This window comes from Saccharopolyspora sp. NPDC000995, from assembly GCF_053599315.1.
The window spans coordinates 71,560-84,267 of sequence record NZ_JBSFLZ010000013.1 but is presented as its reverse complement, the minus strand read 5'-3'; the positions used below and the strand labels follow the sequence as shown (position 1 = coordinate 84,267).

At 70.0% G+C, this 12,708-nt stretch carries 13 protein-coding genes; 10 read left to right on the top strand and 3 right to left on the bottom strand.

The window, feature by feature from the left end; all coding sequences use genetic code 11:
* Positions 1-242: 242 nt before the first annotated feature.
* The gene (locus ACWDKQ_RS07535; protein WP_450137926.1) at positions 243-989 is read right to left on the bottom strand and encodes a hypothetical protein; all 747 of its coding nucleotides are present in this window, start codon (positions 987-989) and stop codon (positions 243-245) included.
* A gap of 268 nt (positions 990-1,257) precedes the next feature.
* On the opposite strand from ACWDKQ_RS07535, the gene ACWDKQ_RS07530 reads away from it, so the two are divergent.
* The 4 genes from ACWDKQ_RS07530 to ACWDKQ_RS07515 all read left to right on the top strand — a co-directional run bounded on the left by ACWDKQ_RS07530 (position 1,258) and on the right by ACWDKQ_RS07515 (position 6,141).
* Complete coding sequence (locus ACWDKQ_RS07530) at positions 1,258-2,382, top strand: S8 family peptidase (RefSeq protein WP_450137925.1); 1,125 nt, start codon at positions 1,258-1,260, stop codon at positions 2,380-2,382.
* 86 nt (positions 2,383-2,468) lie between these two features.
* Complete coding sequence (locus ACWDKQ_RS07525) at positions 2,469-3,053, top strand: RNA polymerase sigma factor (RefSeq protein ID WP_450137924.1); 585 nt, start codon at positions 2,469-2,471, stop codon at positions 3,051-3,053.
* On the top strand, positions 3,050-3,523 hold the full coding sequence (locus ACWDKQ_RS07520; protein WP_450137923.1) for a hypothetical protein: 474 nt from the start codon (positions 3,050-3,052) through the stop codon (positions 3,521-3,523). The genes ACWDKQ_RS07525 and ACWDKQ_RS07520 overlap by 4 nt, the downstream gene beginning before the upstream one ends.
* Positions 3,520-6,141, top strand: a complete 2,622-nt coding sequence (locus ACWDKQ_RS07515; protein WP_450137922.1) for a CHAT domain-containing protein — start codon at positions 3,520-3,522, stop codon at positions 6,139-6,141. Before ACWDKQ_RS07520 ends, ACWDKQ_RS07515 begins: the two co-directional genes overlap by 4 nt.
* Before the next feature lie 196 nt (positions 6,142-6,337).
* Here the strand turns inward: ACWDKQ_RS07515 and ACWDKQ_RS07510 are convergent, their stop codons facing one another.
* Positions 6,338-7,507: a pyridoxal phosphate-dependent aminotransferase gene (locus tag ACWDKQ_RS07510; RefSeq protein ID WP_450137929.1), complete on the bottom strand. Its 1,170-nt coding sequence runs from the start codon at positions 7,505-7,507 to the stop codon at positions 6,338-6,340.
* Positions 7,508-7,944: 437 nt separating this feature from the next.
* Here ACWDKQ_RS07510 and ACWDKQ_RS07505 point away from each other — a divergent pair, with 437 nt between their 5' ends.
* Complete coding sequence (locus tag ACWDKQ_RS07505; RefSeq protein WP_450137921.1) at positions 7,945-9,153, top strand: DUF445 domain-containing protein; 1,209 nt, start codon at positions 7,945-7,947, stop codon at positions 9,151-9,153.
* Between the two features lie 61 nt (positions 9,154-9,214).
* Here the strand turns inward: ACWDKQ_RS07505 and ACWDKQ_RS07500 are convergent, their stop codons facing one another.
* On the bottom strand, positions 9,215-9,760 hold the full coding sequence (locus tag ACWDKQ_RS07500) for a CGNR zinc finger domain-containing protein (protein WP_450137920.1): 546 nt from the start codon (positions 9,758-9,760) through the stop codon (positions 9,215-9,217).
* A 336-nt stretch (positions 9,761-10,096) separates the two neighbouring features.
* Between ACWDKQ_RS07500 and ACWDKQ_RS07495 the strand changes: the two genes are divergently transcribed.
* From ACWDKQ_RS07495 to ACWDKQ_RS07475, 5 genes are all read left to right on the top strand, one after another.
* The gene (locus ACWDKQ_RS07495) at positions 10,097-10,480 is read left to right on the top strand and encodes a VOC family protein (RefSeq protein ID WP_450137919.1); all 384 of its coding nucleotides are present in this window, start codon (positions 10,097-10,099) and stop codon (positions 10,478-10,480) included.
* Positions 10,481-10,570: 90 nt separating this feature from the next.
* Complete coding sequence (locus ACWDKQ_RS07490; RefSeq protein WP_450137918.1) at positions 10,571-10,975, top strand: helix-turn-helix domain-containing protein; 405 nt, start codon at positions 10,571-10,573, stop codon at positions 10,973-10,975.
* 5 nt (positions 10,976-10,980) lie between these two features.
* Positions 10,981-11,616 carry a hypothetical protein gene (locus ACWDKQ_RS07485; protein ID WP_450137917.1) on the top strand — a complete coding sequence of 212 codons (636 nt, stop codon included), beginning with the start codon at positions 10,981-10,983 and terminating at the stop codon, positions 11,614-11,616.
* A gap of 49 nt (positions 11,617-11,665) precedes the next feature.
* Positions 11,666-11,950, top strand: coding sequence for a DUF2516 family protein (locus tag ACWDKQ_RS07480; protein ID WP_450137916.1), 285 nt, complete (start codon positions 11,666-11,668; stop codon positions 11,948-11,950).
* A gap of 38 nt (positions 11,951-11,988) precedes the next feature.
* Positions 11,989-12,684, top strand: a complete 696-nt coding sequence (locus ACWDKQ_RS07475) for an alpha/beta fold hydrolase (RefSeq protein WP_450137915.1) — start codon at positions 11,989-11,991, stop codon at positions 12,682-12,684.
* The last annotated feature ends 24 nt before the right edge of the window (positions 12,685-12,708 follow it).

Here is a 12,708-nt window from a genome sequence, read left to right as displayed (position 1 = left end):
ATATTCCTGGAATCGGTCATCGCGTTGACCGAGGCGGGCTGGCGGGTGGTGGTCGCGCTGCCGGAGCGGGGGCCGCGGCTTTGGGGACCGGGCCCGGTCCTCGGCGTTGCGTCTGGTCACCAACGTCGCCGAAGATGGGCCGGGGCGCCCCGATTCCGATCCGGCCGGGCGCAGACGGCCGGCTCGGAGCTGGTGGGTGCGGATGTTTCCCAGGATTGCCGCCGCAGCGGCTCGGCGCAGCGTCAGTCGGGCGACTTCGATGGTTCGAAGGACAAGATGCCGGTCGTCGGCCAGGCTTCCCGCTTGTCGACGCCGGTGGACACCGGTCCGGACGGACTCGGGTCGGCCGGCAGGATCACCAGCAGGCCGCGCAGCCCGCCGCCGCAGGAGGTCGATCCTGCGGACAGCGTGGTGGCCGGTGCGGGGGACGCCGGAGGTTCCGGTGCCGGTTCGGCCGGCGGGGTGACGCGCGATGGGGCTGACGCGTCCGGGCCCCGCGGCTTCGGGATGATCCGAACGGTCGTATCGGGGACCGGGGACTGGGACTGCTTCGGCTGCGGCGCGGCCTGGTCGTCGCTGGTCGACGCGGCGGTGCGCTGCTGGACCGGCAGCGGGGGTGGTGGCGGCACCAGGGGGGCATTGTCGGTTTCGTCGGCGACCGCGGCGGTCTGATCGGGGTCGGCTTTCGGCTTTGCCGGGGCCTCGATGGGGGGCGGTTCGATCTCGGGTTTCTCGACCACGGCCCGCGCCACCGGGTCGAGTTCGGGCCACGCGGCGACGGGCCACGCGGGGGCGGGGTTCGTCACCGGGTCGAGGACGATTTGCTCCACCTCGACCCGGAGGTGGTCGTTCTCGGGCAGTTCGACGGCATCGGCCACTGCTGCCGCACCGAGCCATCCGACGATGCTCAGGCCGCCGATGAACGCGGCTCGTACCGCGAGCGCGCTGAGCCGCGACCAGGGACCGCGCTGCGCGCAGGTTCCCGTCACGGTTACCACCGCCTGTCGGTCGGGTCCGCGCGGCAGGGCGCGGCGTCGGCGTCGGGTGCGCCGGGGGGTGATCGGCGCGGTATGGGCATTCAACCACCTGCGGTGGCAGTTTCGGGCCACCGACAGCGACGAGATCGGTGGTAGATCTTGCATTCTCCACGCGTTCGGGCTAGTGGGAAAGATCTCACGCGCCGTCGGACGGGTGAGCCGGCTACCGACAGCGGCGTGTCCGCTGTGGACGGACGGGCGGCCCGGCACAGTGTCCGCTGTGGATCAAGAAGCTGATATTCGGCTCAGCGTAGGCGAACTCCAGCAGGTGTGGGCTGCCTACGGGCATGATCTGCTGCTGCACGATCCAGGTGGGAGCGGCGAATGCCTGGTTCGGCGGGGCGAGCTGATCGCGCCGGCGAGCGTCCTGGATCCGGTGCTCGACCGGTACCGCCGTTGGGTCGATGACGTGCAGCACGACGACGAGTTGCTGATGGCCAGGGTTCGGTTGCGCGGCGTGGAGCGGGACCGGTGCGTCGACCTCGCCCGGGAGGCCAGCGTCGCCGTCAACCACGTGCACTTCGGTTGTCCGGTCATGTTCGGCACGCCGGTGCTGTTCGGGAGCGGGGCGGATGCGCTGCCCGGGCCGGTGATCCCGCAACCGCCGGTGCGGCAGTGGGATCCGCCGGTCGTGGTCGGCGTACTCGACACGGGGTTCGATCCGCATCCGTGGTTCCGGGATCGGCCCTGGTTCGAGGCCGTGCCGGAGGAATTGGACGCCGACGGCGACGCCGGTCAGGACCGCCAGGCAGGGCACGGCACTTTCGTCAGCGGCGTGGTGCTTCAACATGCGCCGGGCGTGGTGATCCGGGCGCGCCGGGTGCTGTCTTCGCTTGGGTTCACCGACGACTACACCGTTGCGGCAGGCCTGCGTTCGTTGCTGCGTTCGGCCGAGGCCCGCGGTGAACGCATCGGTGTCGTCGTGCTGACGGCCGGATGTCACACCGCGGATGATGAGTGCCCTCCGATCTTGCGCGGCGAACTGCGCAACTGGCGTGGCACCGTCGTGGTTGCGGCGGCCGGGAATCACGCGCAGACCAGGCCTTTCTGGCCTGCCGCGCTGCCGTCGGTGATCGCGGTGGCGGCGACCGGTGACGACGGCGCGGTCGCCGGGTTCTCAAATACCGGGACTTGGGTCGATGCCGCCGCGCCCGGGGTGGACGTGACGAGCAGCTTCGTGCGGCTGGCCCCCGGCGGCGGGCGTCGGTTCGGCTATGCGCGTTGGAGCGGAACGTCCTTCGCCGCGCCGCAGGTGGCCGCCGCCGCTGCGAATGCCTTGCGCGAGGGCCGCGATCCGAACGAGGCGCGCGATCTTGCCCGTCGGCATTACCCGTTCGAGCGGTAATTGGCGCGAAGTGAATCTGTGGGCACCCCTCGTTCCTCTTATTACGCGGGAGGACGAAGATCGCGAACGGTGAGAGGTGCTTGGTCGTGCACGAGATCGGGGAGGACGGGACGTCCGCGGTGCTGCTTCGCCGCGCGGCGGCCGGTGATCAGCGGGCGTGGCAGGAGTTGGTGGATCGCAACGCGCCGGTGGTCTGGGGCGTGTCGCGGGCGTTCACCGCGAACACCGCGGACGCCGAGGACATCTACCAGGCAACCTGGTTGCTGCTGGCGGAGAACCTGGGGCGGCTGCGCGAACCGGAGTCGTTGTCCGGGTGGTTGGTGACCACGGCGCGGCGGGAGTCGATGCGATTGCGCCGGGCGCGGCAACGGGAATCGCCGGTCGGGCTGGATTCCGGCGACCTCGGGCCGCCGGACTACGCCGAGGATCCGGAGCACAAGGTGCTGCGGGCGATGACGAATTCGCGGCTGGCGCAGTCCTTCGCCCAGTTGCCGCAGCGCTGCCAGCAGTTGCTGCGGGTGCTGGCGGTCGCGCCGGAGGCGACTTATGCGCAGGTCAGCCAGGCCCTGGGGATGCCGCGCGGGACGATCGGGCCGAAGAAGAGCCGCTGCCTGGCGGAGTTGCGGCGACGCATGCTGGCCGCCGAGGTGCCGGAGGAGGTGGCGGGATGAACCAGCGGATTCCTGTGGAGCTGCGGGGGTTGCGTGACCTGTTCCGGTCCTGCGACCCCATTCCTGAGCAGGCACTCGCGGGCGCGTACGCGGCCATGGCCCAGCGCTCGCCGATCGAGGACCCGGTGGTGTTGAAGCTCGTCGGCGACTCGGCGGAGTCGCTGGCCAGGGTCCGGTCCGGACAGCCGGAGCCGAGGGTGCTGACCTTCGCGATGCCCGGACGGGTGTTGGAGGTCGACCTGGTCCCGACCGTGGGCGGCCTGTACCGGGCGTCCGGGATGGTGCTCAACCGGGCGGGTCAGGCGCCGCCGGTCGGCGAGGTCGTGCTTCGCCATCCCGCCGGGGAATGCGCGGGTCCCCTGGACGAGTACGGCGCTTTCCGGGTGGCCGATGTGCCTCGCGGTCCGCTCAGCGTGGTGTTCAGACCAGTTCGGTCGGCGCCCGCCGTTGCCGATTGGTTGGTCTGTTGAGCGCCGGGACGGCGGCGGCACCGCCGGATGCGATCACCGCGGCGCTGTGGTGGCGGGACAACGCCGACGCAGCTCCGGAGACGGCCATGCGCAAGGCAGAGCAACTGCTGTCGGACACCGGCGACGCCGAACTCCGGGTGCTTGCCCGGCACATCGCGGCGCTGGCAGCGGTGGAGCGCGGCCGGGTCCAGCAGGCGCGGCGGCATGCCCGCCTCGGGCTGGCCGCAGCGAACCGCATCGGGAAACCGGAGCGGGCCGCGCAGTTGGGGCTGACGCTCGCGTGGATCGAGTTGGAGCGAGGCGCGACGGGTGAGAGCTGGGCGCACCTGGTGGCTGCCGAGCCGCGGCTGCCCGCGGCGGACCAGGCTCGGGCGGCTTGTCTGCGCGGACTCCTGCACTGCCAGGGCGGTCAGCACCGTGAGGCCCGAGTGGAACTGACCCGTGCATTGCGGAGCCTGTCGGCGGATGACGATCGGCGCTGGATGGCTAACGCCTTGCTGGGGCGAGGGCTGGCGAACCTGTACACGAACAGGTTGACCGCTGCGGAGGCGGATCTGGCCGCCGCAGAGGAGGATTTCGCCTCGGACGGCCGATCCGCACGGGCGGCGGCATGTCGGCACAACCGCGGTTGCGTCGCGTTCCGGGCCGGTGATCTGCCGCGTGCGCTGCGGCTGTTCGAGGAGGCGGTTGCCGGCGGGCTGGACGTCAAGTCGAACCCGGAAGCGCTGGTGGACCGGGCGGAGGCGCTGGCGGCGGCCGGGTTGATCGGCGAGGCGCGGGCGACGATGGAGCAGGCGGCCGACCAACTGGTCGCCTGCGGCCGAGCCGGTCAGCTCGCCGAAACTAGGTTGGCGCTGGCCGGTTGTGCGCTCCGGGCCGGCGACGTGGTCGCCGCTGCGGAGGCCGCCGGTAGCGCACGACAGCTGTTCCGCGCGCAGCGACGGCCAGCATGGGCGGCGTTGGCGACGGCCATCGGATGGCAGGCGAAGCTGCGCGGCGGGCAGTGCTCGCGTTACGCGCTCGGAGCAGCGCGTCGAGCGGCTGCCGCATGCGAAGAGTTCGGGTGGATCGGGCCGGCGGCAGAGTTGCGGCTCACGGCTGGTCGGTGCGCTGCACAAGCCGGGATGCGCACGTTGTCCCGCAGGCTCCTCGCTTTGTGCGTTCCGCTGCACGACGAGGTTGCGGCGCCTCCGCCGCACCGTGCGTTGGGGTGGTTGGCCGCAGCCTTGCTGGCGGATCAGGATGGGGATCCGGGTCGGGTGTTCGAGGCGTGCAGGGGCGGGTTGCAGGCCATGGACGGCCAGGCAGCTGGCATGGCGGCCTTCGAACTGCGCGTGCATGCGCTCGGCTTGGCGGGCGAACTGGGTGACACCGCGATTGGTGCCGCACTGCGAATCGGCGACCCGCGGTTGGTGCTGCGCTGGACGGAGCGGTCGCGGTGCAGCGCGCTACACCGTCGGGTGCTGCAGCCACCGGCGGATCCGAGGCTGAACTCGGCATTGGTGCGGCTGCGCGCCGCGGTGCTGGAAGCGCAGGGCAGCCGTGATCCGAAGCGGGCGTTGGGGACGATCGCCGAGCTGGAAGAGCAGGTGCGCCACCGCGCGATGCTGGTGGGAGGCCGCACCAGCGGGCTGCGAGTGCCGGGTGGCGTCGACGACGTCATCGCGGAGCTCGGCGATTCCGTGCTGCTCAGCCTCTTCGCCCGCGGCGACAGGCTGTTCGCTATATCCATTGTGGATGGTGATGTTCGGCTGCACGTCCTGGGCCCGGTGGCGAACGCGGAGGCCCACACAGCTCGTCTTCGGCACCTGCTCGCGCGGCAGGCGATGGGCGTCGCACGGCACGCAGCGCCGATCTTCGAGACGGGTGTCCGCCGCGCGGCCGAGGAGTTGCAGGCGCAGCTTTTCGCGCCGGTGCTATCAGCGCTCGAACGAGGCCGGTCGCTCGTCGTGATCCCGACGGGGTGCCTGCACGTGCTGCCGTGGGCGGCGTTGCCCGCGTGCCATGGGCGCAGCGTGACCGTGAGCCCGTCGCTGCGGTGCTGGCTGCGTGGTGCATCGGATGCCCGGTCCGTGGCTCGGGTCGGTGCGCCGGTGTGGGTGGCCGGCCCCGGCCTGGACCACGCCGAACGGGAGGCCCAAGGGCTGCACGCGGTCGCAGGCGGGCGGCTGCTGGTCGGCGCCGACGCCACCTCGAAGCGAGTGCTATCCACTGTGGACGGGGCGGGAGTCGTGCACATCGCCGCGCACGGCCGGTTCCGGGATGACCAACCGCTGCTGTCCTGCCTCGACCTCGCTGACGGTCCGCTGTACGCCTACGACCTGGACCGGCTGCACCGCGGCCCGACGACGGTCGTGCTCTCGGCCTGCGACGTGGGTCGGTCGGCGGTCAGCCGAGGCGATCAGCTCAGCGGCCTGGCGACCACCTTCCTCGGGCGCGGCACCGCGACGGTGATCGCCAGCGTGGTGCCGGTCCCGGACGAGCGCACGGCCAGCGTGATGGTGTCGCTGCACCTAGCACTCCGCGAGGGCCGCCCAGCGGCTGCGGCGCTGGCCGAGGCTCAAGCGGAACACGGCGAAGCCGGATTCGTCTGCCTCGGCTACGGAGGTGATCGATGACAGCAACGGGCCACCTGAACTGAGGCGCTCACCCGAACTCGCCTGAGCGAGGAAGCCGACTACCGAACTCGCCTGAGCGAGAAGCCTGCGACGCACCGCGAATCGGAGCTGCGTCCGGGCACCGTCGTAGGACGTCGGGCGAACTCCCCCCGCCGCGTGGCCACGGCCAGGAGAGCCGGGAGGTACTTCGGTCGCGTCAGCGGAGCTTGCGGAGGCGGCGGATAGCTTCGTCCAGGACCTCGTCGCGCTTGCAGAAGGCGAACCGCACCAGGTGCTTGGTGTCTTCCGGGTTGTCGCAGAAGACCTGCACCGGGATCGCGGCGAGCCCGATCCGCTCCGGCAGCGAACGGCAAAGTTCGGCGCCGTCTGAGAAGCCGAGTGGCCGGACGTCGGTGCAGATGAAGTAGGTGCCTTCGCTGACGAGCACGTCGAAGCCAGCCTCGGCCAAGCCCTCGGAGAGCCGGTCCCGCTTGCGCTGCAGGTCCTTGCGCAACCGCTCGACCCAGTCGAGCTCGTTGCGCAGGGCGTGCGCGACCGCAGGTTGGAACGGTGCGCCGCCGACGAAGGTCATGAACTGCTTCGCTGCGCGCACGGCGGCGACGAGCTCGGCCGGACCGCAGATCCAGCCGATCTTCCAGCCGGTGGCGCTGAAGCTCTTGCCGGCGCTGGAGACCGACAGCGTCCGCTCGGCCATGCCGGGCAGGGTGGCCAGCGGGTGGTGCTCGCGGCCATCGAAGATCAGGTGTTCGTAGACCTCGTCGGTGATGGCGATCACGTCGTTTTCGCGGCAAACCTCGGCGATCACGGCGAGTTCGGCATCGGTGAACACGGTGCCGGTTGGGTTGTGCGGCGAGTTCAGCACCAGGGCGCGGGTCTGCGGCCCGACGGCGGCGCGTAGCGCCTCGACGTCGAGCTCGAAGCGGTGGTCGGGGCCCTGCTGCAGCGAGACGGTCCGGCGCACCCCGCCGGCCATCGCGACGGCGACCGGGTAGGAGTCGTAGTACGGCTCGATGAGCACGATCTCGTCGCCGGGCTCAACCAGGGCGAGCATCGCGGCGGTCAGCGCCTCGGTCGCACCGACGGTGACCAGCACCTCGTGCTCGGGACGGTACTCGATGTCGTAGCGCGCCAGGCGGTGCTCGGAGATTGCGGCCCGCAGGTCCGGTTCACCGGCGCCCGGCGGGTACTGGTTGAGGCCGTTGGCGATCGCCTCCTGCGCGACGCGCAGCATGCCTTCGGGGCCATCGGTGTCCGGGAAGCCTTGACCGAGGTTGACCGCACCGGTCCGCCTGGCGAGCTCGGTGATCTCGGCGAAGATCGTGGACGTGAAGGGTCGCAACCGGCTGGTGAGGGCGGGACTACGCACGACTTTAGAGGGTAGTCGATTCATGGCTGTTTCCAGACCTCGATGGTCCCAGTGGAGGTAGCGGAACCTCACCGCCCGGGGCTTGTTGCGTGGACCGGGGCTTTCCTCGCTAGGCGACCTCTGAGAGGCCCTCTGAGAACCCGCTGACGGTGCGAGTTGCGAGGACGGGCCAAGCGCGGCCGTGCCGCTTGCGGCTGCCTCTGACGTGCAGCGTTGCGCCTCGCGGTGGCGGTCATGCGCGTCGTTGGAAGGGACTGCTGATCGCGTCCTCCCATCTGCGCATCGCTCGTCCCCGTGGCCGGTGCGAGGCGGTCGGGGCGGACGGTTTCCGGGATGCCCGGTTCGGGGCGGCTTCGGTGGTTTCCGGACGCTGCCACAATCGGTATGTGCAGCCGACAGCCGTTTCCGACAGTGACAAGCGCCGTGGTCTGCGGCGGATGAAGGCGGTGGCCGGCGGATTCTTGCTGGTCGCGACCCTGATCTACGTGATCGCCCGCTGGCAGGAGAACGCAGGCGCGGGTGCCTGGGTGGGGTACGTGCGGGCCGCCGCCGAGGCGGGCATGGTCGGCGCGCTGGCGGATTGGTTCGCGGTCACCGCGCTGTTCCGGCGGCCGCTGGGCCTGCCGATCCCGCACACCGCGATCATCCCAACTCGCAAGGACATGATCGGCCGCAGTCTCGGTGACTTCGTCGGCTCGAACTTCCTGGCCGAGCAGGTGGTGCGGGACAAGCTGCGCCGCGCGGAGGTCAGCCGCCGGCTCGGCGGCTGGCTCGACGACGCCGACCACGCGGAGCGGGTCACCTCGGAGCTGGCCACCGCGGTGCGCGGCGCCGTGCGGGTGCTGCGTGACGAGGACGTGCAGGCCGTGCTGGAACAGGCGGTCGTGCGCAAGGTCCTTTCGCAGCCCTGGGGGCCACCGCTGGGCCGGATCCTCTCGCAGGTCTTCGCCGACGGCTCGCACCACAAGCTCGTCGACCTGATCTGCGACCGGGCCTACGACTGGGTGCGGGACAACCACGAAACGGTGTTGCGGGTGGTCAGCCAGCGCGCGCCGTCGTGGTCGCCGAGGTTCTTCGACACCATCGTGGCCGACAAGATCTACGTCGAGGTGCTGTCGTTCGCGTGGGCGGTCAAGACTGACCCGGAGCACCCGATGCGCAAAGCCGTCGACCGGTTCCTGGTGGAGTTCGCGGCCGACCTGCAGCACGACCCAAAGACGATGGCCAAGGCCGAGCAAATCCAGCAGCAGGTGCTGGAGCACCCTGAGGTGCAGAACCTCGTCTCCTCGGCGTGGGGCACGGCGAAGAAGATGCTGCTGGACGCCGCGGAGGACCCGTCGAGCGAGCTCCGGGTTCGGGTGCGCGAAGGACTGCGCTCGCTCGGCCGCCGGTTGGTCGAGGAGCCGGAGCTGCAGTCCAAGGTCGACGGTTGGCTGGAGGGCGCCGTGGTCTACGTGGTGTCCAATTACCGCGACGAGTTGACCACGCTGATCACGGAGACAGTGGAGCGCTGGGACGCGCAGGAGACGTCCCGAAAGATCGAGCTCCAGGTCGGTCGGGACCTGCAGTTCATCCGCATCAACGGCACCGTTGTCGGAGCCCTCGCAGGCCTGCTGATCTACACCTTTTCCCAGCTGCTGCTCTGAGAACCGAACTCACCGGGAAACGGTCCGTTCGCCCCCGCGGTGAGCGAGCCGTCTTCGCTGTTCAGGCGATGGTATGGCGTTCCCGCCAGGAGCGGGCCTTCTCGCGGTTGCCGCACACACGCATCGAGCACCAGGTCCGGGAGCGGTTGCGGGAGCGGTCGTAGAACGCCCAGAGGCAGTCGTCGGCGGGGCAGATCTTGATCCGATCCCACCGCCCGGTGTGCACCAGGCGGGCCGCCGCCACGAGCACGCTGCCGATCGCATCGCCGCCGGTCAACGTCGGAATGCCGTTGTGCAACCGGACTTGCACGGGCCAGGCCGTTTCGAACACCGCATGCGGTCGGACGTCGCAGGACACCGCTGTGCGCATGGCGTCACGGATCTCGCGCGCCGCATCTACGCCGGGGGCTTTGCCGAGGTTCTGGTCGATGCACCACTGCTGCCACTGCCCGGGATCGTCGAGGATCTCGGTGCCCTTCTCCGCGTCGCAGGTGTTCAGGAAGGCCAGGACCAATGCGATGTCATGGTCGAAGTCGAGTCCGACGCCCTCCGGGTACGACGGGCGATCCACCTCCGGAGCGACAGCTCTGCTGTTCACGAACACCATCGTAAGCCAATAGGGGGTTGTGCCTGATTGATGTAACCAGCACAATCTTGTCACCGGTTAGTAACCGGTAAGTTTGTTTGATGGGTTAGGGATGTGGTGGTGAATCCGATTCAGATCGATCCGTTCGGGTACTTCGCGAGCAGTCGCGAGCTGACCGTGAGGGCTGTCCGGGCTACCGAGATCGACCGGGCGCTGCGCGAGGGGGCAGGCTTTGCCAGGAGCGGCTCGGGTCCGCCAACTGGTGGGGTCGGCGACGGAGGCGCTGCGGCCCGGCGATGCGGTGGACCCCGGTCCGGCCCCGCGCGGTTGCATCAACTGATCACGAGAGGGATGACGATGACGACGACCTTGCGATTGGCGGCCTTCGCGATCGACTGCCCGGACCCGCGGGCGCTAGCTGGTTTCTACGGGCGGTTGCTGGGTTGGGAGCTCGACCCCGACTCCGATGACGACTGGGTCGAGCTCGTGGACCCGGTCGGCGGCGCGCCACTGGCCTTCCAGCGCGACCCGGGCTACCGCCCGCCGACCTGGCCGAGTCGGGATGTGCCGCAGATGATGCACCTGGACATCAGGGTGCAGACGCTGGCGGAGGGGCACGAGCGGGCGATCGCGGCAGGTGCGACGCCGCTGCCGCAGCCGCCCGACCGGCAGGGCGCGAGTTTCCGCGTCTACGCCGACCCGGACGGTCACCCGTTCTGCATGTGCGCCTGCACGGAGTGATTGGACTCTCCGGCCAGGGCGCAAGCAGTGTGCTTGCAAGAGCTAGCGACCGTGGTTATCTTGGTTGGTGACCGGAGAGGTGCTAGCCCGATGGAGCGTGTGGACAAAGCCGTCAACAAGGCCGTGAACCAAGCGGTCAGCGACCTCGGCAGCTACATCCGGACGCAACGCAACAACGCCCAGATCTCGTTGCGGCAGCTGGCGAAGCTCGCCGGCGTGTCGAACCCGTATCTGAGCCAGGTGGAACGCGGGCTGCGCAAGCCGAGCGCGGAGATTTTGCAGCAGATCGCCAAGGCGCTGCGGATCTCCGCCGAAGCGCTCTACGTGCAGGCCGGGATCTTGGAGCGCCGCGAGAGCGGGCCGGTGGTGGACGCGATCCTCGCCGACCAGGAGCTCAGCGAGCGGCAGAAACAAGTGCTTCTGGACATCTACGCCTCGTTCCGGCGGGAACGCGAAACCGCGGCGGACGGGGACACCGAGCAACCTGAGGAGTAACCGCCATGCCGGCATTCCCGAAGACCGAAGACGTGACCAAGGTGCGCGAGCAGGCCGCGCAGGCCCTCGGCGAGGCCGTCGAGCAGGCCCGCAGCCCGCTGCTCGCCGCGCTCGGCGCCGGCGACCTCGCCGCCCACGCCCTGCTGGAGGCGGTCAACAAGGTCCGAAGCCAGCTCAACGAGCGCGCCGAGGCCGCGCGCCAGGAACTGTCGGGCGACCTCGGTGAACTGCGCGACAAGTTCGACCCGGCCGAGCTGCGCAAGCGCGTCGACGCCTACAGCCAGACCGCGAAGCAGCTCTACGACTACCTGGCCGAGCGCGGCGAGGAGACGCTGCACCGGCTGCAGGACCAGCCGCAGGTCAAGAAGGTCTGGGACCACGTCGGGACCGCGCAGGGCAAGGTCGAGGAGACCGTCGACGAGGTCCGCGACCTGGCCGACGACGTGCTCGGCAAGGTCGGCCGCCCATTCGGCAAGACCGTGCAAGAGCCTGCCGAAGAGCCCAAGACCGCGAAGTCCGAGGAGCCCGCCGCCCAGTCGGCGGCGGAGACCACCGCGGCTACGAAGACCACCGCGCGCAGGACCCCGACCAAGTCGGCCGCCGCGAAGAAGTCCTCGACCAGCAAGTCCACCGAAAGCTGACCGTCCGACCGGGTGCCCGCTGCGTCGGCGACCACGTAGGGTGGATGACGTGGAGCTGGCGCTTTGGATCCTGACGATCATCTGGATTGCGGGCATCCCGGTCGGGGTATTCGCTTTTGTGCACGCGGCGCTGCAGCGCGCGGACGCTTTCACCGCCGTTGACAAGCTGAACAAGCTGGCTTGGATGGGCATCACGGGTGCCGCCGCGCTGGTGCTGATCTTCAGCGTGCAGGGCCCGTACACGATCATCTGGATCGCTGGGCTGGTCGCTTCACTGGTCTACATCGTCGACGTTCGGCCCAAGGTGAAGGAAATCCAGGGACGGTCCTGGTAGTGGGGGCTCGCTGGGCGGCACTCGGCCGCGGGTCCCCGGTGACCCTCGTCGTTCACGGGTTGGGCGCGACCGAAGGCGAAGCGCGTATCCCGGCCTCCGGCCTCCCGGGGATGCGCGTCGTGATCACGCTTCCGGGCCACGGCAACGCTTCCGATGTGCCCCCGAACTACTGGAACTACGCCTCGGTCGCGGCAGACGTCCTCGCCGTGGCCGATGAGGTCGAGGCGACCCGTGCCGTCGGTGTCTCGCTCGGCGCGGGCGCGTTGACCCGCATCGCCGCAGATCATCCGGGCCGTTTCGAGCGGTTGGCCCTGCTGCTGCCCGCCGCTTTGAACCGGCCTCGCGAGGTGGCGGCGACCTGGGCGTTCGAGCGGCTCGCCGCCGCAGTCGCCGATGGACCTGAGGCGCTGCGCGAGATCGTCGCCGCGGACATCCCCGCGGGCATCGAGGTCGGCGATTACGTCGACCGCCGGACCGAGGCGTTGCTGCGGCTCGAAGACGCGCTTCGCGAACTGCCGGAGCAGGTCCCGGTCCCGGATGCCACCGTGCTGGCTGGCGTCCGGTCGGAGGTGCTGGTCATCGGAGCCACCGACGATCCGCTACACCCGGCCGAGGTCGCCAAGGCGGTGGCCGTGTCCTTCGCCCGGGCCAGGCTGGAGATCCTGCCCTCGCCCGCGCCGATGCTCACGCATCGCCGGGAGCTGCGCCGCCTGTTGGTGGAGTTCCTGCGCTGAACCCGCGTCCGGCGAGTTCGGGTC

Excerpts from the sequence above, each read along its gene's own strand:
- ACWDKQ_RS07505 (WP_450137921.1), top strand. The coding sequence starts at position 7,945 with ATGAAGGCGGTGGCCGGCGGATTCTTGCTGGTCGCGACCCTGATCTAC.
- ACWDKQ_RS07500 (WP_450137920.1), bottom strand. The coding sequence starts at position 9,760 with ATGGTGTTCGTGAACAGCAGAGCTGTCGCTCCGGAGGTGGATCGCCCG.
- ACWDKQ_RS07495 (WP_450137919.1), top strand. The coding sequence starts at position 10,097 with ATGACGACGACCTTGCGATTGGCGGCCTTCGCGATCGACTGCCCGGAC.
- ACWDKQ_RS07520 (WP_450137923.1), top strand. The coding sequence starts at position 3,050 with ATGAACCAGCGGATTCCTGTGGAGCTGCGGGGGTTGCGTGACCTGTTC.
- ACWDKQ_RS07485 (WP_450137917.1), top strand. The coding sequence starts at position 10,981 with ATGCCGGCATTCCCGAAGACCGAAGACGTGACCAAGGTGCGCGAGCAG.
- ACWDKQ_RS07490 (WP_450137918.1), top strand. The coding sequence starts at position 10,571 with ATGGAGCGTGTGGACAAAGCCGTCAACAAGGCCGTGAACCAAGCGGTC.